General features: G+C 71.3%; 17 protein-coding genes and 2 pseudogenes (1 of these 19 only partly in view). 11 read left to right on the top strand and 8 right to left on the bottom strand.

Annotation, left to right across the window (positions count from 1 at the left end):
• Nucleotides 1–1,131: 1,131 nt before the first annotated feature.
• Entirely contained in the window at nucleotides 1,132–1,923 is a 792-nt protein-coding gene (locus CED_RS13540) for a radical SAM protein (protein WP_035911080.1), read from the top strand.
• Nucleotides 1,923–3,047: a methyltransferase domain-containing protein gene (locus CED_RS13535; protein WP_035911160.1), complete on the top strand. Its 1,125-nt coding sequence runs from the start codon at nucleotides 1,923–1,925 to the stop codon at nucleotides 3,045–3,047. The genes CED_RS13540 and CED_RS13535 overlap by 1 nt, the downstream gene beginning before the upstream one ends.
• Before the next feature lie 97 nt (nucleotides 3,048–3,144).
• On the opposite strand, the gene tnpA is transcribed toward CED_RS13535, so the two are convergent.
• Entirely contained in the window at nucleotides 3,145–3,561 is a 417-nt protein-coding gene (tnpA, locus tag CED_RS13530) for an IS200/IS605 family transposase (RefSeq protein ID WP_023840823.1), read from the bottom strand.
• A gap of 22 nt (nucleotides 3,562–3,583) precedes the next feature.
• On the opposite strand from tnpA, the gene CED_RS13525 reads away from it, so the two are divergent.
• Nucleotides 3,584–4,789: an RNA-guided endonuclease TnpB family protein gene (locus CED_RS13525; RefSeq protein ID WP_035911078.1), complete on the top strand. Its 1,206-nt coding sequence runs from the start codon at nucleotides 3,584–3,586 to the stop codon at nucleotides 4,787–4,789.
• Nucleotides 4,790–5,181: 392 nt separating this feature from the next.
• Here the strand turns inward: CED_RS13525 and CED_RS26215 are convergent.
• Both CED_RS26215 and CED_RS13510 read right to left on the bottom strand, forming a co-directional pair.
• A pseudogene (locus CED_RS26215) lies at nucleotides 5,182–5,370 on the bottom strand (hypothetical protein); the annotation flags it as partial.
• Between the two features lie 648 nt (nucleotides 5,371–6,018).
• A pseudogene (locus CED_RS13510) lies at nucleotides 6,019–6,249 on the bottom strand (zinc ribbon domain-containing protein); the annotation flags it as partial.
• Between the two features lie 389 nt (nucleotides 6,250–6,638).
• Between CED_RS13510 and CED_RS13505 the strand changes: the two are divergent.
• Nucleotides 6,639–7,247: a pyridoxamine 5'-phosphate oxidase family protein gene (locus CED_RS13505; RefSeq protein ID WP_023840817.1), complete on the top strand. Its 609-nt coding sequence runs from the start codon at nucleotides 6,639–6,641 to the stop codon at nucleotides 7,245–7,247.
• A 563-nt stretch (nucleotides 7,248–7,810) separates the two neighbouring features.
• Nucleotides 7,811–8,122: a hypothetical protein gene (locus CED_RS13500; RefSeq protein ID WP_051868805.1), complete on the top strand. Its 312-nt coding sequence runs from the start codon at nucleotides 7,811–7,813 to the stop codon at nucleotides 8,120–8,122.
• 43 nt (nucleotides 8,123–8,165) lie between these two features.
• Here the strand turns inward: CED_RS13500 and CED_RS13495 are convergent, their stop codons facing one another.
• The gene (locus tag CED_RS13495) at nucleotides 8,166–8,681 is read right to left on the bottom strand and encodes a cupin domain-containing protein (protein WP_011437354.1); all 516 of its coding nucleotides are present in this window, start codon (nucleotides 8,679–8,681) and stop codon (nucleotides 8,166–8,168) included.
• A gap of 17 nt (nucleotides 8,682–8,698) precedes the next feature.
• A complete protein-coding gene (locus tag CED_RS22665) occupies nucleotides 8,699–9,646 on the bottom strand; it encodes an alpha/beta fold hydrolase (RefSeq protein ID WP_011437355.1) in 948 nt (315 codons plus the stop codon).
• Between the two features lie 123 nt (nucleotides 9,647–9,769).
• Between CED_RS22665 and CED_RS23715 the strand changes: the two genes are divergently transcribed.
• The 5 genes from CED_RS23715 (at nucleotide 9,770) to CED_RS21570 (ending at nucleotide 14,275) form a co-directional block, all read left to right on the top strand.
• Complete coding sequence (locus CED_RS23715; RefSeq protein ID WP_152569744.1) at nucleotides 9,770–10,330, top strand: MarR family winged helix-turn-helix transcriptional regulator; 561 nt, start codon at nucleotides 9,770–9,772, stop codon at nucleotides 10,328–10,330.
• 370 nt (nucleotides 10,331–10,700) lie between these two features.
• Nucleotides 10,701–11,606, top strand: coding sequence for a LamB/YcsF family protein (locus CED_RS13475; protein ID WP_011437358.1), 906 nt, complete (start codon nucleotides 10,701–10,703; stop codon nucleotides 11,604–11,606).
• Between the two features lie 10 nt (nucleotides 11,607–11,616).
• Nucleotides 11,617–12,309: an allophanate hydrolase subunit 1 gene (locus CED_RS13470; RefSeq protein WP_084680795.1), complete on the top strand. Its 693-nt coding sequence runs from the start codon at nucleotides 11,617–11,619 to the stop codon at nucleotides 12,307–12,309.
• Nucleotides 12,310–12,333: 24 nt separating this feature from the next.
• Entirely contained in the window at nucleotides 12,334–13,200 is an 867-nt protein-coding gene (locus CED_RS13465; RefSeq protein ID WP_035911067.1) for a biotin-dependent carboxyltransferase family protein, read from the top strand.
• A gap of 76 nt (nucleotides 13,201–13,276) precedes the next feature.
• Nucleotides 13,277–14,275, top strand: coding sequence for a CAP domain-containing protein (locus tag CED_RS21570; RefSeq protein WP_051868803.1), 999 nt, complete (start codon nucleotides 13,277–13,279; stop codon nucleotides 14,273–14,275).
• Nucleotides 14,276–14,391: 116 nt separating this feature from the next.
• Here the strand turns inward: CED_RS21570 and CED_RS13455 are convergent, their stop codons facing one another.
• Together CED_RS13455 and CED_RS22660 are read right to left on the bottom strand one after the other, a co-directional pair.
• Nucleotides 14,392–15,078 carry a hypothetical protein gene (locus CED_RS13455; RefSeq protein ID WP_051868802.1) on the bottom strand — a complete coding sequence of 229 codons (687 nt, stop codon included), beginning with the start codon at nucleotides 15,076–15,078 and terminating at the stop codon, nucleotides 14,392–14,394.
• Nucleotides 15,075–15,692, bottom strand: coding sequence for a polysaccharide deacetylase family protein (locus tag CED_RS22660; RefSeq protein WP_235187077.1), 618 nt, complete (start codon nucleotides 15,690–15,692; stop codon nucleotides 15,075–15,077). Before CED_RS22660 ends, CED_RS13455 begins: the two co-directional genes overlap by 4 nt.
• Nucleotides 15,693–15,904: 212 nt before the next feature.
• Between CED_RS22660 and CED_RS13445 the strand changes: the two genes are divergently transcribed.
• On the top strand, nucleotides 15,905–16,813 hold the full coding sequence (locus tag CED_RS13445; RefSeq protein WP_011437364.1) for a FadR/GntR family transcriptional regulator: 909 nt from the start codon (nucleotides 15,905–15,907) through the stop codon (nucleotides 16,811–16,813).
• A 45-nt stretch (nucleotides 16,814–16,858) separates the two neighbouring features.
• On the opposite strand, the gene CED_RS13440 is transcribed toward CED_RS13445, so the two are convergent.
• Nucleotides 16,859–17,171, bottom strand: partial view of a bifunctional cobalt-precorrin-7 (C(5))-methyltransferase/cobalt-precorrin-6B (C(15))-methyltransferase gene (locus tag CED_RS13440; protein ID WP_051868816.1) — the 3' end only. 1,124 nt of this gene lie beyond the right edge of the window; only the last 313 of its 1,437 coding nucleotides appear in the window; the start codon falls outside the window, past its right edge; it ends in the stop codon at nucleotides 16,859–16,861.

The raw sequence follows: 17,171 nt of genomic DNA, 5'->3' as shown, positions 1-17,171 counted from the left end.
GTCATCCGCTACGACTACGCCGGCACCGGTGGCGACCTGCGGCTGCCGCTGGTGATCTGGGTTGGTCTGGCCAAGGTCACCACCGCCGGCCGTCTCGCCACGCTCGGCGAGGAATGGACGGCGTGGTCGTCATCCGGCGGCCGCTCGCGGCGGGACGGCGGCGAGGTGGTGCACGGCTACGGCTACCTCCACCAGCGGGAGGCCCGGCTCCCCGCGCCGGTGTGGCGGGCACTCTCCNCCGCGATCCACGCCGGCACGCTCGACCAGCTACCCGCGCTCGACGCTCAGGAACTCGCCGTCCGAGCCGTCGAGCAGATCCCGCTCATCACCGCCAGTGCCACCGGCGCCTGAGCCGGCCCATCGTCACCGGGGGGTTCCATGCGCACCATCGACATGATCCCAACCGTCCGGCTCGCGGCCGGGCTGGCCTGGGCGGACAACCGGGCCCGGCCCGGCGGCGGCTGGATCCGCCCGCAGACCCTCGCCGACCGGCTCCAGGCCCCTCGCGAGCAGGTAGCCGCCTGGATGGCCACCCTCACCACTGTGGGCATCATGGCCGAGCAGCGCACCGGCGCAGGGAGGGCCTACCGGTTCGCCCCCCGGCGGGACGTGCCACCGCTGGTGCGCCGTCCGGTGGACGCGGTCCGCCGCCGGGAGCTGTGGGCCGCGCTCACCGCCGCGCAGACCTCCGGGCCGGCGAGCACCGAACGGATCGCCCGCGTCCTGGACGCGGAGACAGGTCGGGTGGACCGGGAGGAGCTGGCACTGCGCCTCGCCACGCTCGCCGCCCGGCGCATTCTCGCCGTGGACGCGGGCTGCNGGCGGTACNCCNCCGCCGGTGCGGCGGCCTCGACCGCCGCACTCGCCCGGCCCCTCGACTCGGCCGACGGCTGGTCGGCGATCGCCGCCACCCGCCCGCCCGTTTTCGGGGCGGTGGACATGGACGACGTTGCCCACCGGCTCGGCCTGAGCATGCCGCGGCTCCGGATCTGGTGCCAGGAGCAGGAGGACGCCGGACTCCTGCGGCAGTTAGTCGGCGGCGGATGGGCGGTCACCGATATGGGCCGTACGCGCATCCCAGCCACACCCGTGGCAGCGGCGGCCTAACAAATACTTACCTTGGAGGTGCACATGCCCCACACCGAGATGCTGTGGCTGGAGATCACCGGACGCTGCCAGCTTGCCTGCTCCCACTGCTACGCCGAGTCCGGGCCGACTGCCGGCCACGGGACGATGACCGTCGACGACTGGCACAAGGTCATCGACGACGCGGCCGGGCTCGGCGTCCGCCAGGTAGCGATGATCGGCGGCGAACCGACGCTGCACCCGGCGCTGCCCGACCTGGTCGGCTACGCCCTCGCCGCCGGCCTGACCGTGGAGATCTTCAGCAACCTGGTGCGGGTGCCCGCCGAGCTGTGGCCGACGCTGATGCGCCTCGGGGTGCGGCTGGCCACCAGCTACTATGCGGCCAGCGCGGCTGACCACGACCGGGTCACCGGCCGCGCCGGTTCCCACGCCCTGACCCGGGCGAACCTCATCGAGGTGCTGCGCCGCTCCATCCCCCTGCGGGTCGGCATCGTCGGTGGCGGCGACGCCGCCGACCGGGCGCACTCGGATCTGCTCGGCCTCGGCGTGACGAACATCCGCCGGGACGTGGTCCGCGCGTTCGGCCGGGCGGGCGGCTGCGGACACTGCGGGCTCGGCCGGGCCGCGGTCCTGCCGGACGGCAGGATCACGCCGTGCGTGATGAGCCGCGGCCTCGACGGCGGTAACGTCCGGGACACCCCGCTGGCCGGTCTGCTGGCCGGGAAGCAGTGGCAGGCCGCGGTGGAATCGGTCCCGCGGTCCCGGATGGGCCCGTGCGATCCGGACAGCGACCATGAGAGATGTGGGCCGGTGCATCCCGAGCCGGACCCGAACTGATGGCCGAGCCGTGGCGGGCGCACGCCCGCACCCTGGCCGACGAGATCAGCCATCCCGGATCCCGCTGGTATCCGGTCGTCGCCGACATCCCACGGCACGAGTTCGTGCCCGCGTGGTGGGTGCGAACCGAGAACGGGTGGGACCTGCGCCGCGGCCCGATCGCCGATGTCTACGCCGCCCACCGGTCGCTCGTCACGAGAGTCGGCAAGAACCACGCCGATCACGCCGCCGAGGGCGACAGGCCGATGGGCATGCCGACGTCGTCGGCCACGATGCCTGCGCTGGCCCTGCGCATGTACCAGCACGCCCAACTGGCCGAGGGCCTGAACATCCTGGACGTCGGCNCCGGCNCNGGGTANGGGGCGGCGCTNCTCGCCCGCCGTTACGACGACCAGCGCATCACCACGATCGACGTCGACCCGTACCTGGTCGCCGCCGCCGCGGACCGCCTCGCCGCCCTCGACCTGCACCCCACCGCCCTGACCGTGGATGCCACCGGTCCGCTGCCCGGCCAGTACGACCGGATCGTCTCCATGGTCTCGGTCCCGTCCATCCCGACGAGCTGGCTGGACGCACTACGCCCGGGGGGGCGGCTGGTCGCCACGATCACCGGCACCTACATGGTCATCACCGTGACGAGCACCCCACGCGGCCGCGTGGGCATGGTCGAGTTCACGCCGGCCGCGTTCATGCGCACCCGCACCGGTGATGACTACCCGCCGAACGCGGTCGACAGCGACCGGCTTGACGAGGCCGACGGCGAGGAGGTGACCACCGGCCGATACCCGGTCGTGGACGTCGCCGAGGCGTGGGAGCTGTCGGCCATGATCGCCCTGGCCGTGCCGGGGGTACGGCACGGCTACCGCAGGGAGGCCGACGGCCGGCACACGGCGATCATGGCCCATTCGGACGGGTCGTGGGCGCGGGCTACCGCGGTCGGCGCCGATCTGCCGACGGTTCACCAGGGCGGGCCGCGCCGACTCTGGGACATTCTCGACGACGTCCGCGACGACTGGCTCCGCCTCGGATACGCCCCGCACCTCGGCGCCAACGCCCGGATCGCCGACGACGGCAGCATCCGGCTCTCCCACGGAGCCTGGACGGCAACCGTGCGCGCCGAATAGGGCGAGAACCTGCTACCAAGTTGCGGCCCAGTGCTCCGGCCTTCAGGCCNGAGGTGAAGGGCCGCGCGGGAAGGCCGCCTCGCGGCCTGAGCGTGCCCTAAACCGGGCGGGTCTGCTCTTCGATGTACCGGCGGAGCACCTCCAGCGGCGCGCCACCGACCGACCCGGCGAAGTACGACCCGGACCAGAGCCGGTTCGCCCGCCAGTAGTGCCGGGCCAGCTCGGGGAACTCCTGGCGCATCCGGCGCGACGACACGCCCTTGAGGCTGTTCACCAGCTTCGACAGGGCGACCTTGGGTGGGAAGTTGACCAGCAGGTGGACATGGTCATGTTCGCCGTTGAACTCGACGAGTTCGGTCTCGAAGTCGACGCACACCGCCCGCATGATCTCTTCCAGTCGGGTGAGGTGCTGATCGTCAAACACCCGATGCCGATACTTCGTGACGAAAACCAAGTGGGCGTGCAGGGCGAAAACGCAGTGCCTGCCAGTGCGAACGTTGAGATCGGTGGCCATAAACCAAGGGTAAACTGGGGGTGTGCAGCTTCGGTACAGCTTCCGGCTCCACCCGACGGCGGGTCAGCGTGCGTCGCTGGCACAGGCGTTCGGGTGCGCCCGGGTCGTGTACAACGACGGCCTGCGCGCCCGGGAGGATGCGCGGGCGGCGGGGCTGCCGTTCCCGAAGACGGGGGACCTGTCGAAGCTGCTGATCACCGAGGCGAAGAAGAGCCCGGAACGGGCTTGGCTCGCAGAGGTGTCCGCGGTGGTGTTGCAGCAGTCGCTGCGCGACCTCGATACGGCCTATCGGAACTTCTTCGACGGGCTGGCCGGGAAACGGCCCCGGATGGGCGCGCCGCGGTTCAAGNCCAAGCGGGACNCCCGCCAGTCGGTCAGGTTCACCGCCAACGCCCGCTGGTCGGTCACCACGGGCGGGAAGCTGCGCCTACCGAAGATCGGCGATGTTCCGGTCCGCTGGTCGCGCAGGTTGCCGTCGGCACCGTCGTCGGTGACGGTGATCCGGGACAGCGCAGGCCGGTACTTCGCGAGCTTCGTCGTCGAGGCGGGACAGGNGGACAGCCCGGCGGAGACGACCACCGAGGNCGGTATCGACCTGGGACTCGGCCACTTCGCGGTCCTCTCCGACGGGAGGAAAATCGACTCCCCGCGGTTCCTGCGCCGCACGGAGAAACGTCTCCGCCGGGTGCAACGCGACCTGTCCCGGAAGAAGAAGGGCTCGAAGAACAGGGCCAAGGCTCGGTTGAAGGTCGCCCGGGAGCATGCGCGGGTCGCCGACGCGCGCCGCGAGTTCCATCACCAGCTCTCCACCCGGCTGATCCGCGAGAATCAAGCGGTCGCCGTCGAGGACTTGGCGGTCAACGGGCTCGCGCGCANGCGGTTGGCGAAGTCGGTGCACGACGCCGGCTGGTCGGCGTTCGTCGCCATGCTGGAGTACAAGGCCGCCCGGTACGGCCGGACGTTCGTCCGGATCGGACGGTTCGAGCCGACGTCGCAGGTCTGTTCGGCCTGCGGGGTGAAGGACGGCCCGAAACCGCTGGCGGTCCGGGAGTGGACGTGCCAGGCGTGCGGGTCGGTGTTGGACAGGGATGTGAACGCGGCGGTCAACGTCGCGAAGGCGGCCGGACTGGCCGTGTCTGCCCGTGGAGCGCAGGTAAGACCGGCATCCGTGCCGGCACCGCGCGACGAAGCGGGAACCCACCCGAAGCTCACCCCCACCGGGGCGTAGCAGACGGGAATCTCCGCCCTTCAGGGCGGAGAGGAAGTCAACGTCCCAGACCCGGCCGTCCGGGCCCACGAGGATCGGGACGTGCATGCAGTGCCGGGCGATCCAGCCGAGCCGCTCGCGGTCGCGTGTGACGAGGTCTGCGATCTCGTCGGCCCAGGTCCATGGCCGGTCGTGTGACCCGGGTCGCCAGCGGGCCATGATCTCGTAGGCGGTGAGGGTCTCGGGCGCGGGTGTGGGTTGGGGTCGGCGGCGCGGCCGGAACAGGGCGATCACGCCGTCGCTCCGCTGCGGCATCCGTAGGGCGAGCATCCGTCCGGGTCGCCTTCCTCGTCGAGGGTGTCGAAGATGGTGGGCTGGTAGAGCGCGATCCACTCGGCGCGGGTCAGCTTGTCGATCGGCGCCTGATCGAGCGGCATCCGGGAGCGGTCGAGGTGCTCGTACACGGCCCGCGGCTCCCAGCCGGTGTCGGCGAAGATCGCCGCATCCGGTCGCGGTAGCGCGGCCTCGACGGCGAGGAGCGCGAGCGTGGTGCTCTGGATGCCAGCGCCGAGGGACAGGACGCGGATGGTGGGCTCGCTCATCCGGCCACCTCCGGGGGGTTGCAGCGGCGGGTGGTGCCCTCGGTGGCGCTCACCGGGCACCACCCTCAGCGGCGTGCGGGCACAACCACCCGTGCCGCCGCTCGTAAGAAGCCCCCGCAGGCTGATAAGCGTGACACCGCAGCTCCGGGCACTTCCACGCCGGACCCTCCACCGGCGCGCTGTCCGGGCCGAACGGCTGCCGGTAGATGTGCCACCAGTCCATGTCGTCTGGGTCGGTCACCGTCATGTCGCCGTCGACGACCTCAGCGCCCTCGATCAGCTCATGGTCCTCCTGGAGATCCGCGGTCGCGTACTCGTCTTCGACCCACACCAGGTAGCGAATGGTGGTCTCCGCGATGACCGGCCGGCGGCGGGTCCCGTCGTCATCGTCACCGAGGCCGTCGAGGNGCTGCTCAAGCTCCCAGTCGCCGTCGCGGAGGATTACCCGCTCGGCGGCGGTGGAGGCGCTCACCGGGCGCCCCTTCTGCGTGTGCCTGAGGGGTGCCCGAGGCGGCGCGGGCGAGACGACCGGGGCACGTTACTGCACTGGTCAGACCATAGATGCTGGCGCGCATAACAGATCCTGGTCTGGGAGATGCACAGCTCGCTGGGGAAGTGACTCCTCCGCCGGCTAAAGCCGGCGGCTTCTCAAGCCGCCTGAGCGTCAGCTTGAAGGGCAAGCCCTGCCCTGAGAATGTTGATCGCCGCGTTCTCGTCGGCGTGCGCCGAGTGCCCGCACCTCACGCAGCGGAACTCGGCCTGCGAGGGACGGTTCTCCTTCGCGACGTGCCCGCACTCGGCGCACCGCTGGGAGGTGTGGCGGGCGTTCACCTCAACAACCNTCCNCCCNGCGCTTTCAGCCTTGGCACGCAGCACACCAATCCAGCCATCAGGACATCACCCACCGTCGCCCATCAGGCCACACGCAGACCCCAGCCAGCACCACCGGCACCGATCAACAACGGGACTTCCGAATACTTACGTCCCGGGAGCGGAGGTGGTGCGACAGCTCACCGTGCAGCGGGTGGAAAATCTTCTCAAGGAGACCACAGTCGAGCCCGAGGACAACTTCCTGGACCTGGAGGGCCTCTCCCATCGCGAACACNCCGCACCGCCGCTCGGGACGCTCCCGCCGCGCTCCGTTTCCGCTCACGGCTGGTAAGTGCCCGACCTATTTTCGGTGAACATCGCTCCCCGCGACGGGCAGCATNCCCAGTATGTTGCGACCCACCCGCAGCTCCGATCGAGTCAGCCACGAGCGCGAGGCTGTGCACAGCGTTCTGGACGAGGCACTCGTCTGCCACGTCGGCCTGGTCGTACACGGGCAGCCGCATGTCCTGCCCACGATGCACGTCCGCGCCGACGATCTTGTGTACGTGCACGCCTCCAGCGCGGCAAGGCTGGCCATTCTGGCGAGATCCGCGCCGATCCGGATGTGTATGACCGTATCGCTTCTCGACGGCGTTGTCCTGGCTCGTTCCGCTTTCCATCATTCACTGAACTATCGTTCGGTGGTGATCCACGCCGATGCCCGTCTGGTCCGGGACGACGAGGAGAAGACGCGGGCGCTGGCCATGCTGGTGGATCGCGTCGGGGCCGGGCGTTCGGACCAGTGCCGCCACGATCACGACCCCGCCAGCCGGAGATTGGCGAACGTCTTCACCAAGGAGGAACTCATCCACCTCGCTGCCATGAGCCCCCGCCGGACGGGATCGTCGCCCACGATTCCCTCCCACCACAGTCGAGCGACTCACCGTGGGGAGGGTCCCACCAACCCTGCGGAACATGCGTTCGAGGCCGGCCGTGGTTCGATCATTTCGATCCTTATCTGGCATCGTTCCTGGTCAGTTGCCGCGTCCCGACCGGGCGGACGGTGATTTCAGGGCCTTCGACCAAGACCGATCGGTTCTTCTGCTGCCGTGTCAGGTCCACCCTTTTTCTGATCATGATCTTGGCCTGGGTGAATACGGTTCGCGATCTGTCGCTTGAGATCCAGCACTGTGGAACGGTGCTGGTCACGGCCTCGCGAGTTGGTTCGAGTCCCGGCTGGACGACCATGTTGCGATCACGCGAACGGCGTCCGATCAGCCGAGGTGTTGAGCGGTGGCTACTTCGGAGGACAGCCACGGTAGCCGCGGGCAGCTGCTGGGGCCACGGCAAGAGTGTGCAGGGCACCCTGTTCGCCGACGGCCCGGGCAGCGACGAAGGGAACGGTCACGTCCAGTTGCCGTCCAGCATGCCGATGGCACCGGCCGGGAGTCGCCGTTCACGTCAGGCGGCAGGACCATGCTCTTCGCCCTGAACCACTTCATGTCGGTGGTCTCCTTGGCGGACCTCCCCGATTCGGCGGTGATCATGGTTGACGCGTCCCGCGCACGGCTGTTCGGCAACCTCGACGAGTTGGCGGCAACCTCGNCGAGTTGGCGGCTACCTCAACGAGTTGGCGGCTACCTCGCGGCTGGTGGTGCACCGCCCGGCCGGCAGCAGGCACCCCCGGGTGCCGGAGGCCGTGTACCCCATCGACTATGGCTACCTGGAGGGCGCCGTGGCCGCGGACGGTGACGGTGACGGCGTGGGCGTCTTCCGCGGCAGTGCTGTCGGTGCTGGCGTGGTGGGATTCTTCGTGACGGCGGATCCGGGCACGTGTGACGTGGAGGTCAAGGTTTTGATCGACTGCACCGGCGGCGAGATCGACCGGGTGCGGGGCTGCTCGACGACGTCCTGGGTATCGGGGGCCTGCTCGTGCGGCTGACGTCGACCATGAGGTTTCCTGCCTGTCTGGCTCGCTCCGTCCGTCACGCGGGGTTGATGCCGTACCACTGCGACTGGGCGAAGATCTCCTCCGTTGACGGCACCGGCGCGTCCGGGCCGGGCATGTCAAGGCCGGGCGCGGGGTCGCCGATGGCGACGACCAGGTCCGCGAACGAGGCGGGCGCGTTGATCAGCAGGGTGCGGGCAGGCTGGTCGGCGTTGACGAAGCGGTGCGGGACCCCCCGCGGCAGGAAGAGCAGCGAGCCGGGCCCGGCCTCCCACGCGTCGTCGCCGCAGTGCACCTCCAGGTGCCCGTCGATCAGGAAGAACACCTCGTCGGAGTCGCGGTGCACGTGTGGCGGGGGCGCGTAGCCGGGCGGAACGCGGTGGTCGACGATGTCGAGGTTGCCGGTGGTGACCGAGCCCATCACCTTGGTCAGGCTGAGGGTGCCGAGCCAGTGATAGGGGTTGCCCTCATCCGGGCCAAGGACGTAGCCGCGCGTCGCGGGCTGCGTCGCCGGCTGCGTCGCCGGGCTGGCGGTGTGCGGGGTGAAGCTCATCGTTCCTCCTCGGTCGTTCAGATCCGGTCGTTGAACAGGGTGATGGCCGCGGCGAGCCGCTCGGGCTCTTCCTCGGGCAGGAAATGCCCGGCGCCGTCGAGGATGGACGTGCTAAGGCGCGAGGCCACCGGCGACAGCATCCGGCCGACCTGCTGGCCCAGGCCCCGTTCGCCGCCCACGGCGAGGACGGGGACGGGGGTCGGGTGTACGAGCAGCGGCTCGGTTTGCGCGATGCTGGCGAACGCGGCGCGGTAGACGCCCATGGAGCCGAGTACCCCGGCCGGCCCGGAGAAGGTGCGCAGGTATTCGGCCACCGTGGCCTCGTCGAACGCACGGGGCGCTCCCGCCGGGCCGTCGTAGAACCAGCGCAGGAAGGCTTCCTCACGCCCCACGATCAGTGCCTGCGGCACTCCCGGGGCCAGCGGCAAGATCCACCACCACATGGACCCTGTGGTCATGGTGCCCGGGGCGTAGGCCAGGACGTCCCGCAACGGGCCGCCGAGCATGGTGGGCGCCTCGGCGTAGACCAGGCCTCGGGTCTCTTCTGGGTGGCTGGCGGCCCACAGCAGGGCCGGGGGCGCCCCCATGTCGTGCCCGACGTGCAGGATGGGCCGGCCGGCGCCGAACCCGCTGCGGGCGGTCAGGGCGCGGACCTGCTCGGCCAGCGCGCGTGCGCTGTAGGGATCGGTGCCGCCCGGCTTGTCGCTGTCGCCGTAGCCGAGCATGTCGATGACGAGGACGCGCATTCCGGCGTCGGCCAGGGCGGGGGCGACCCCGCGCCAGGCGTAGCCGGTGGCGAGGAAGCCATGCCACAGCAGCACCGGGGTCCCGTCGTCTGGGCCGCCGGTCCAGTAGTGCAGGCGGTGGCCGCCGACCCGGGCGTATTCCGATCGCAAGCCGCGGATCGGCGGCGCCGGGTCGGCCGGGGCCCCCAGGCTCGGCGTGCTTGTCGGTTCCTGAACCACTGGTCCTCCTCTCGCGTTACTGAGTTCCTGTACGCCTCCGAGCGTACTACAAGGTCTTGTGAAATCAAGATGCTGTAATATCAACGTGTGATTACTACAAGGTGCTTGGGCTATAGTGACGCCATGGCAGGTCAGGCAAGTCAGGCAGGTCAGGCAGGTCAGGCAGGTCAGGCAGGTCAGGCAGGTCAGGCAGGTCAGGCAGGTCAGGCAGGTCAGGCAGGTCAGGAGGACCGTTGGGAGCACTGGCTCGTGCACTTGCTGTGGGCCGTCTCGATCCGCACGTCGCTGCTGGGAGAAGCCGCGCTCGGGGACAGTCCGCTCTCGCTGGCCAGCCTGGGAATGCTGGAGAATCTCAACGCGCGCCCGGGCCTCACCATCGCCGAGCTCAGCCGGCGCGCACCACAGACCCAGCAGGCGCTGAGCCAGATCGCCGCGCGGCTGGAAAAGCTCGGCTGCATCGAGCGCAAGCTGGTTCCCGGCAGCCGCGGCATCGGCCTGTACCTCACTGACGCGGGCGCCCGCGCCCGCGTCAGTGCCCACGAGACGGTTGAGGCATTCGAGGCGCATATTGCCGACGCCCTGGGCACCGACCGGTATCAGCGTCTGATCGAGTCGCTCGCGGCGGCGCAGCCGATCATCCGGGCGCTGAAGCCTGAGCCCGCCGCAGCCGTCGAGGCAACCTAGCCATCCCACGGCTCCAACTGTTAAGCGGCGATCTTGTCCGGACCGTTCCCGGCGGCGGTACGGCGGATCATCTACCCGACGAACCCGCACNCAGAGAACCTGACAGCNCCCGCGCCGCTATGACGACCTGGCGCGCGTGGCGGTGGTCGCCGCGGCCNCCGCCNCCCCGCCCGGGCCCGCCGTCACCTGGNCTCATGCGGCGATCTCCGCCCAGGTCGCGGGCACCGTCTTCGCCCCGATATCCGCCTCTCAGGTCGGCAGGATCCTGGCCGGCCTGGATCTCAAGCCGCACAAGGTGACCGGATGGCTCACCCGCCACCGTGCCGACGGGGGCGGATCGCCAGTGCCGAGGTGGTGAACAATTGGCAGCATGGGCGACCAGCGAGATCCCGGCAGGCGGGAGCGACCTCGGCCAGACCGGGCGACCACCGGGGAGGCCGATCCACCGAACCCGGTCGAGCCACCGCCTCCGGCCGGACGGGCACATCCCGTCGCACCACCGCCTCCGGCGGATCCGCCGCGTCCCCTCGATCTCAACGCCGACCTCGGCGAGGGTTTCGGGGTCTGGCGCCTCACCGAGGACGAGGCCCTACTCGACCTGGTCACCAGCGCCAACATCGCCTGCGGGTTCCATGCCGGCGACCCCGCGACGATGCGGCGGACGTGCGAGCAGGCGGTCCGCTGCGGAGTCCGCATCGGCGCCCAGGTCAGCTACCGCGACCTCGCCGGCTTCGGTCGTCGCCGCATCGACATGGACCCCGACGATCTACGTGACGACGTCCTCTATCAGCTCGGCGCGCTGGACGCCTTCGCCCGGACGGCCGGCGACCGGGTTCGCTACGTCAAGCCGCACGGCGCCCTCTACAACGCCATCGTCACCGACGAGGAGCAGGCGCAGGCCGTCGTCGAGGCCATCCGCTGCTACGACGCGACGCTGCCGGTCCTGGGCCTGCCCGGATCGGCGTGGTTGCGGCGCGCGAGCGAGGCCGGCCTGACCGCGGTCGGCGAGGCGTTCGCCGACCGCGACTACACGGCCGCGGGCACTCTGGTCTCCCGGCGCACGGCCGGCGCCGTCCTGCACGATCCCGACGTCATCGTCGCGCGCGGCGTGCGGATGGCGATCAAGGGCGTGGTCGTCAGCCAGCAGGGCACACCGGTGGACGTCGGCGCCCGCTCTCTCTGCGTGCACGGGGACACGCCGGGCGCGGTCGAGATGGTCAGACGGCTGCGCCAAGCCCTGTTCGACGCGGGTGTCCCCCTGATCCCGTTCAGCTGAGAGGATCGCGATGCGCATCCTGCCCTGCGGTGACGAGGCACTGCTCGTCGAGGTGGCCGGCCTGACCGAGGCCGAGGCCCTCTACGCGCGGCTGCGGCGGATCGCCCCGGTCGGGATCATCCAACTGGTTCCCGCGGCGCGGACGGTGCTGGTCGCGTTCGATCCCGCGGCGACCGACGCCAGACGCCTGAGCGCCGCCCTGCTGCGCGCCGCAGGGGCTCAGCCCGGCACGTCCGGCCCCACGCCCTCCTCCGGCCCCGCGCCGCAGGCCGGTCCCCCGCTCGACCGGGACGTCGTGACGATACCGGTGCACTACGACGGTCCCGATCTGGCCGAGGTCGCCCGGCTCAGCGGACTGACTCCGGCGCAGGTCGTGGACCGGCACGTACGTGGCCGGCACCGGGTCGCGTTCTGTGGCTTCGCTCCCGGCTTCGCCTACATCGCGGGCCTCGACCCGGCGCTGCGCGTGCCACGCCGGGACAGCCCGCGCACCCGGGTCCCCGCGGGCGCGGTCGCCATCGCCGACGAGTTCAGCGGTGTCTACCCGCGGACCTCGCCCGGCGGATGGCGGCTGATTGGCCATACCGACCTGCGGGTCTTCGATCCCGACCGGGAGCCGCCCGCCGTGCTGGCCCCGGGCACGCGGGTGCGGTTCATCGCCGACGCCGACGCCATCGCTGACGCCGCCCGGTCGATGTCGTGATCNAAATGTCATGATCGGGATTTCATGATCGAAATCGTCGCGCCAGGTCCGTTCGCCACGGTCCAGGATCTCGGCCGGCCCGGGCTCGCGCNCCTGGGCATCACCCGGTCCGGCGCGGCCGACCGTCGCAGTCTGCTGCTGGCGAACCGGCTCGTCGGCAACGTCGCGACCGCGGCGGCGGTCGAGCTCACCTACGGCGGCCTCACCGCACGGTTCACGGATCCGGCGCTGATCGCGCTGACCGGCGCGCCGTGCCCGCTGGAACTCGCCGGTCGCCAGATCAGCATGTACTCCCCGGTGGACGTGCCCGCCGGCGCGCTGTTGCGGATCGGGGCACCCGACCGGGGCCTGCGCACCTACCTCGGAATTCGCGGGGGGATCGGTGTCCCCCCGGTGCTCGGCTCACGATCGAGTGACACCCTCTCCGGGATCGGTCCGCAACCGCTGAGCACCGGTCGGCGGCTGCCGCGGGCGGCCGACAGCGCGGACCCGCCAACCGTCGACCTCGCCCCGCTCGCCCAGTACCCGGACGAACCGACCCTGCGGGTCCTCGCCGGCCCCCGCGACGACTGGTTCACCGCGGACGCGCTGCCCACGCTGTTCTCCGCGTCCTATGAGGTGACGGCCCAGAGCGACCGGGTCGGCGTACGGCTCGTCGGGCCGGCGCCGCGCCNCCNNNTCACCNCGGNGCTGCCCNCNGAGGCCGTCGTCACCNGGGGGNTCCAGATCCCCCCGGACGGGCGGCCGGTCCTCTTCCTCGTCGACCATCCGGTCACCGGGGGTTATCCCATGCTGGGCGTCGTCGCGTCCGAGGATCTGCACCTGGCCGCGCAATGCCGGCCCGGCCAGCGCATCCGGTTCCGGCCCTACCACAGCTGGACCACACGATGACAGGCGAGGAGCGCCACACGCGGAATTAGTTATCTTTGCTCGTATTGCTCCCGGGGGGGAGACCCGAGGAGGCCTTATGGGTTCGGTTCGGCTGGGTTCGCTTCGGTTCACGACCGTCATCGCCGCCGCGTCCGTGGCCGCCCTCGCAGCGGCGCTCACCACGGCCTGCCAGGCGTTTCCCGCCGGCAGGGCAGCGTCGGCGACGCCGTCTACGGGAGCCCGGGCCGACCAGGAGATCACGATCGCCGCGNCNCCCGTCCCGCCGCACCCGTCCGGGGCGGCGCGCACGGAGCTCACCGCAGGGTCGTTCGCCCAGCCGACCACGCACCCGACCACGCACCCGACCGCGGAGCCGGTCGCGGAGCCGGCGAGGACATCGTCGACGGCGTCGTCCGGCCTGTCCACGGCCANGGCCACGACCACGACCCCGCTACCGTCGCGGACCGACGAACCGTCCGCGGGCCTGCCGGACGCTACCCGCCTGCCGGTTCCGGTGCAGGCACCCCTCGTCGCACCGGACACGAGCGTCGCACCGGACACGAGCGTCGCACCNGGCACGAGCGTCGCGCTGGGCACGAGCACGTCCGCGCCGGCTCCGAGGCGGACGCCGCCCGTCGCCCCGCCCCGGACCGGCACCGAGGCCGCCGAGGTGGTCCGGTTGACCAACATCGAGCGGGCCCGAGCGGGCTGCGGCGCGCTGACGGTCGACGCCCGGCTGGCAGCCGCGGCGCAGGCGCACAGCACCGACATGGCGGCGAACGGCTACTTCGGCTACACCGGTAGGGACGGTCGCGGCCTCGACAAGCGGCTGGCCGCCCGCGGATACACCGCCGATCTCGTCGGGGAGAACATCGCCGCCGGATCGCTCACCGCGGCTCGGACCGTGCAGATGTGGATGGACAGCGCCGATCGGCGGGCGACCATCCTCACCTGTGCCTTCACCGCCATCGGCGTGGGNTACGCCACCNGCNGCGCGNACGGCACCTACTGGACGCAGGACTTCGCCGGCGCCGACCCACGAAACCACTCCGGGCCGAGGCACCCGGCCGGCCCTGAGACGCACGGCCGGCCCTGAGACGCACGGCCGGCCCTGAGACGCACGGCCGGCCCTGAGACGCACGGCCGGCCCTGAGACGCACGGCCCACCCTGAGACGCACGCTTCCCCTGTTCCTCCCCGATGGATCCTTCCGTCAGCGGTGGCTGCGGCGCCGATGACGGCCGAACGCGCCCGTGCGTTCCTCGGCCCCCTCGGCCGGGGCCCCCTCGGCCGGGGCCCCCTCGGCCGGGGCCGGGGCACTGAGGCGGTCGCTGGGATAGACCTCCGACTCCGCCAGGGGGCCCGGACGCATGGCCGCCTGCTCCCGCAGTTCCCGCTGACGGCGCGCCGCGGCCACGTCGCGCACCCCCCGCACGCTCAGCCGACCCCACGCGGTCGAACCGAGAAAGAGGATCACGGCGCCGAGGCCGTAGAAGAAACTGATCCAGACGAGCGCCTGCCGGGCGGACCCNCCGACCGGCCGGCCGAGCGCGCCGAGGTCCCAGGGTCCCGCCAGCGTCGGGCCGACGACGAACCAGGCGCCGGCGACGATCGCGAGCCACGCACCCAGCGCGGCGGTGCCGCGGGTGGAGCTCATCAGCAGCAGGAACCCACCGACGAATGTGGCGGCACCCGGCAGCACCTCCAACCAGAAGCGGGCCGACGTCCAGGTCCAGGCGCTGTTCGGGGTGAAGGCGAAGTCGAAGTACGGCCCGACGAACGGAATCAGCGCCCCCCACACGCCCAGGAGCATCAGCAGCAGACCACTGACCACACCCCGGCTGCGGGGAANATGCCAGGCGCCCAACCAGGGGGAGTCGATGTCGGCGACGTGGGTCATCGGGAGCTCCTTCCGTGGCCAACGCCAGGAACGTGCCCCGCCCGGTGCCGATGAACCCTCACCGACGGCGANCCCCGATCCACNAAACACCAGGTCNCCATCACCGCCGGTCGCGGCCCGGGACGCGGCCGCGCCGCGGTCAGCGAGCGCACGATCCGCGGCGTGCCCGGTCGGGCCCAGTCCCGGGGGTCCACGTCCCAGCCGATCGCGGTCATGCCGAGGTTCGCGGCCGCGGCGAGCACGGCCGGCGACCAGTCACCACCCGGCGCGCGGAAGAGCCGGGGCGGTTTCCCACCCGCGTCGACGATGACCGACTGGGCGCGGACCATCTCGGCCCGGATCTGCGCCGGTGTGCGATGACTGAACGGCTGGGGATGGGTCATCGCGTGGTTACAGACGGAGTGCCCTTCGGCGATGATGCGGCCCACCAGGTCCCGGNGCGCGTGTGCCTGGGCCCCGACCAGGCAGAACGTTGCCTGGACCCGGTTGCGGCGCAAGACGTCGAGCATCCGCGGCGTCCACACCGGATGCGGACCGTCGTCGATCGTCAGGGCGACCGCGGCCGACAAGCACCCGCGCGAAGGAACGAGACGGTCGGGCTTCGGATCAAGCACGTCAGGCCCCATCACGTCAGGCCCTATCACGTCAGGCCACGTCGGAGTCGTGCTGTGGATCGGGCGCACTCTTTCGACACGCATGATGTCGAGGCCACGATGCCGACAATCCGGACGAATCGTCGTCTGTTAACATAAATATGCCACACAGTCCACCGATATCCGACGATCATTAGGCAACAATCGACGCCCGCCGTGCAGGAGGACCGCTCATGGCATGGCCAGCCGCTCCGGCGGGAACCATCCCGGGCACGTCCGTCGCCGGGGCATCCACCACGGAGGCCACCCCGAACCCGGCGCCCCCGGTCTCGCCCGCCCACGTCCCGGCCGCCGCGTCCCCGGTCGGCCAGCGGGTGCGGGTACCCAAGACCGCGGAACTCGTCGCCAGCCAGCTGCGGCGGCGGATCATCCGCGGCGAGCTCAGCGAGGGTGACGCCCTACCGCCCGAACCCACGCTGATGGCGCAGTTCGGAGTCTCGCGCCCCACCCTGCGCGAGGCGTTCCGGGTGCTGGAGGCGGAAGCGCTGATCTTCGTGCGGCGCGGGGCCCACGGCGGCGCGCGGGTCCACACCCCGAGCCCCGAGGTTGCCGCGCGCTACGCCGGTCTCGTCCTCGAACACCGCGGCGCCACCCTGGGCGACGTCCACCAGGCCTGTGCCGTCATCGAGCCGCCGTGCGCGGCGCTGCTCGCCGAACGGCGTGATCCCGCCGACGTCGCCCGGCTGCGCCAGCTCCTCCACGAGGGTGACGAGGCCGCCGACCATCCCGTCGCGCTCGCCTCGGCCCAGGCCGCCTTTCACCTGGCCGTGGTGGAGCTGACCGGAAACAAGTCACTGACCGTGATCACCGGGATGCTCCTGCATCTCGTGGAGCTCACAAACAGCCACGGCGGTCACCCCGGTGCCGACAACCGTCCGGAGGAGACCAGCCTTGCCGCGGTCGCCGCCGATGACCGATCGTCCGCCCGTGCGACCCGCCGGATCCACGCCACGCTCATCGACCTCATCGAGGCCGGCGACACGCAGGGCGCCGCCGATCTCTGGCACCGGCACCTCGCCGCCCCCGACCACGCGATCCCCGGCGGTCCGGCCGACCGGTGCGTGCTGGACCTGCTCGGCTGAATCGAACTGTAGAGGGTTGGGCACGCTCTGGAGACCGTCAACCTTCTACATTTTCGACGGATCGACGGATCGGTGGGCGGCGGGCCACACCGTCCACTGGGTCACCGGCCTCGCCGGGCGCCATCCGGTGAAGCCACCGATCGGGGCCGCCCGACTCACTGACAACCGGACCAGATCACCGCCCAGGCGGGCATGCCAGGAGACGAGGAGCGCCTCGGATTCGAGGGTGACGGCGTTGGCGACGAGCCGGCCACGTCCGCCCAGCGCCGCCCAGCAGGCGTCGAGCAGCCCGGGGGTCGTGAGGCCGCCCCCGATGAAGACCGCATCCGGCGCCGGCAGCCCGGCCAGGGCCTNNGGC

It is taken from the genome of Frankia sp. CeD (genome assembly GCF_000732115.1).
In the GTDB taxonomy this organism is placed as follows: Bacteria; Actinomycetota; Actinomycetes; order Frankiales; family Frankiaceae; genus Frankia; species Frankia casuarinae.
This window is presented reverse-complemented; position numbering and strand designations above follow the sequence as displayed.